Source organism: Mycobacterium sp. TH-M15 (assembly GCF_057473705.1).
The window spans coordinates 1-2,972 of record NZ_JBYCLB010000439.1 but is presented as its reverse complement, the minus strand read 5'-3'; the positions used below and the strand labels follow the sequence as shown (position 1 = coordinate 2,972).

Sequence of the window (2,972 nt, the reverse complement as noted above, 5' to 3'; positions counted from 1 at the left end):
GCTGTTCAACGCCACCCGGTTCGCGTTGCTCAACGGCGCCCGGCCGGCGCCGCTGCCGGCGGCCGCGGAGCTGACCGACGCCGACCGGTGGATTCTGGGCCGGCTGGAAGAGGTCCGCGCCGAGGTGGATTCGGCGTTCGACGGCTACGAGTTCAGCCGGGCCTGCGCGGCGCTCTACCACTTCACCTGGGACGAATTCTGCGACTGGTACGTCGAGCTGGCCAAGACCCAGCTCGGCGAGGGGCTGGCGCACACCACCGCGGTACTGGCCACCGTGCTGGACACGCTGCTGCGGCTGCTGCACCCGGTGATCCCGTTCGTCACCGAGTCGCTGTGGCAGGCGTTGACCGGCCGGGAATCGGTGGTGGTGGCCGACTGGCCCACGCCGTCCGGCATCTGCCCGGATCCGGTTGCCGCACAGCGCATCGCCGACATGCGCAAGCTGGTCACCGAGGTGCGCCGGTTCCGCAGCGACCAGGGCCTGGCCGACCGGCAGAAGGTGCCGGCCCGGCTGACCGGAATCGACGAGGTCGACCTGTCCACCCAGGACGCCGCGGTGCGGTCGCAGGCGTGGCTGACCGCCCCGGGTGACGGCTTCACCGCCTCGGCGTCGGTGCAGGTGCGGCTGAGCCGGGATACCGTGGTCGTCGAGCTGGACACCTCCGGCACCGTCGACGTCGCCGCCGAGCGGCGCCGGCTGGAGAAGGACCTGGCCGCCGCGGGCAAGGAGGTGGCCGCCACCGACGCCAAACTGGGCAACGCCGAGTTCCTGGCCAAGGCGCCCGATCACGTCGTCGCCAAGATCCGGGACCGTCGGCAGCTGGCCGGCGAGGAGGTCGACCGGATCACCGCCCGGCTGGCGGAGCTGGCGTGACCGAGCGGCCGGGTCCAGCCGACGACGATGCGGAGCGTAGCGATGCTGAGGAGCGGCGCGTGAGCGGGGCCGCGCCCACCCCGGACGAGATCGCCTCGCTGCTGCAGATCGAGCACCTGCTCGACCAACGGTGGGGCGAGACCACCATCGAGCCGAGCCTGACCCGGATCAGCGCGCTGATGGACCTGCTCGGCTCCCCGCAGCGCGGCTACCCGGCGATCCACATCGCCGGCACCAACGGCAAGACCTCGGTGGCCCGGATGGTCGACGCGCTGCTGACCGCGTTCAACCGGCGAACCGGGCGCACCACCAGCCCGCACCTGCAGTCGGTGGTCGAGCGGATCGCGATCGACGGCGAGCCGATCAGCCCGGCCCGCTACGTCGACACCTACACCGAGATCGAGCCGTTCGTGCAGCTGGTCGACGCGTCGTCACAAGCCGACGGCGGGCCCGCGATGAGCAAGTTCGAGGTGCTGACCGGGATGGCGTTCGCGGCGTTCGCCGACGCCCCGGTCGACGTCGCGGTGGTCGAGGTGGGGATGGGCGGCCGCTGGGACGCCACCAACGTGGTCAACGCCCCGGTGGCGGTGATCACCCCGATCGGCATCGACCACGTCGAGTACCTCGGTGCCGACATCGCCGGCATCGCCGGCGAGAAGGCCGGCATCATCCACCGGGCGGCCGAGGGCGCCCCGGACACCGTCGCGGTGATGGCCCGCCAGGCACCCGAGGTGATGGAGGTGCTGCTGGCGCGGTCGATCACCGCCGACGCCGCGGTGGCCCGGGAGAACTCGGAGTTCGCGGTGCTCAGCCGCCGACTCGCCATCGGCGGGCAGCTGTTGGAGCTGCAGGGCCTGGGCGGGGTGTATCCGGACATCTTCCTGCCGCTGCACGGCGAGCACCAGGCGCACAACGCGGTGCTGGCGCTGGCCGCGGTGGAGGCCTTCTTCGGTGCCGGGGCGCAACGTCAGCTCGACGTCGACACCGTGCGGGCCGGTTTCGCGGCGGCGCGCAGCCCCGGCCGGCTGGAGCGGATGCGCAGCGCCCCAACCGTGTTCATCGACGCCGCGCACAACCCGGCCGGGGCGACCGCACTCGCCGCGGCGCTGGCCGACGAGTTCGACTTCCGGTTCCTGGTCGGCGTCATCAGCGTGCTGGCCGACAAGGACGCCGATGGCATCCTGGCCGCCCTGGAGCCGGCGTTCGACCAGGTCGTGGTCACCCACAACGGCTCGCCGCGGGCGCTGGACGTCGAGACGCTGGCCGCGGCGGCACGACAGCGGTTCGGCGAGGAGCGGGTGGTCTCGGCGGCCGGCCTGCCGGACGCCATCGAGGTGGCGACCACCCTGGTGGAGCAGGCCGCAACCGACGCCGACCACCCGGAGGCGTTCTCCGGCAACGGGATCGTCATCACCGGCTCGGTGGTCACCGCCGGCGCCGCACGCACCCTGTTCGGCCGGGACCCGCAATGACCGACCAGCCCCCGCCGCCGGTGGACCCGTGGAAGAGCTTCCGCGGCGTCATGGCCGCCACCTTGATCCTGGAGGCGATCGTGGTGCTGCTGGCGCTGCCGGTGGTCGGCACGGTGGGCGGCGGGCTGACTGCGGTGCCGCTGCTGTATCTGATCGGGGTGGCGTCGGCGCTGGTGATGCTGGTCGGCATCCAGGGCCGCCCCTGGGCGATCTGGGCGAACCTGGCGGTGCAGCCGGTGCTGATCGCCGGGTTCCTGATCTACCCGGGCATCGGCGTGATCGGGGTGCTGTTCACCGGGGTGTGGGCGCTGATCGCCTATTTCCGGGCCGAAGTCCGGCGGCGGCAGGCGTTGCTGCGGCGGCCGCCGGATTGACCCGAATGCCCGTCTTCACCTGACAGAATGACGGTCATGGCACGCAGCTATCGGTTGGGTCGGCTGCGACGGGTGGTGAACGCCGTGATGACCGCGTTTGTGAAGATCGGTGCCGGCCCCGGGTCGACCTACCTGATGACCACCACCGGGCGTCGCAGCGGCGCGCCCCGTACCACCCCGGTGACCCTGGTCGAAGACGGCACCGGCCGCTGGCTGGTCGCGCCCTACGGCGCTACGTCCTGGGTGCACAAC

The 2,972-nt window shown here is 72.2% G+C and carries 4 protein-coding genes; all 4 read left to right on the top strand.

Going from position 1 to position 2,972, the window contains the following annotated elements:
- Nucleotides 1–874: class I tRNA ligase family protein (locus tag AC2VNT_RS10615; RefSeq protein WP_486946816.1), on the top strand; the 874-nt coding region annotated here is incomplete at its 5' end.
- A 59-nt stretch (nt 875–933) separates the two neighbouring features.
- Nucleotides 934–2,346 (top strand): bifunctional tetrahydrofolate synthase/dihydrofolate synthase, encoded by a 1,413-nt coding sequence (folC, locus tag AC2VNT_RS10610; RefSeq protein WP_486946815.1) that lies wholly within the window; start codon nt 934–936, stop codon nt 2,344–2,346.
- Entirely contained in the window at nt 2,343–2,720 is a 378-nt protein-coding gene (locus AC2VNT_RS10605; protein WP_486946814.1) for a DUF4233 domain-containing protein, read from the top strand. Before folC ends, AC2VNT_RS10605 begins: the two co-directional genes overlap by 4 nt.
- A gap of 36 nt (nt 2,721–2,756) precedes the next feature.
- The coding region (locus AC2VNT_RS10600) for a nitroreductase/quinone reductase family protein (protein ID WP_486946813.1) at nt 2,757–2,972 on the top strand (216 nt) is incomplete at its 3' end.

Excerpts from the sequence above, each read along its gene's own strand:
- AC2VNT_RS10605 (WP_486946814.1), top strand. The coding sequence starts at position 2,343 with ATGACCGACCAGCCCCCGCCGCCGGTGGACCCGTGGAAGAGCTTCCGC.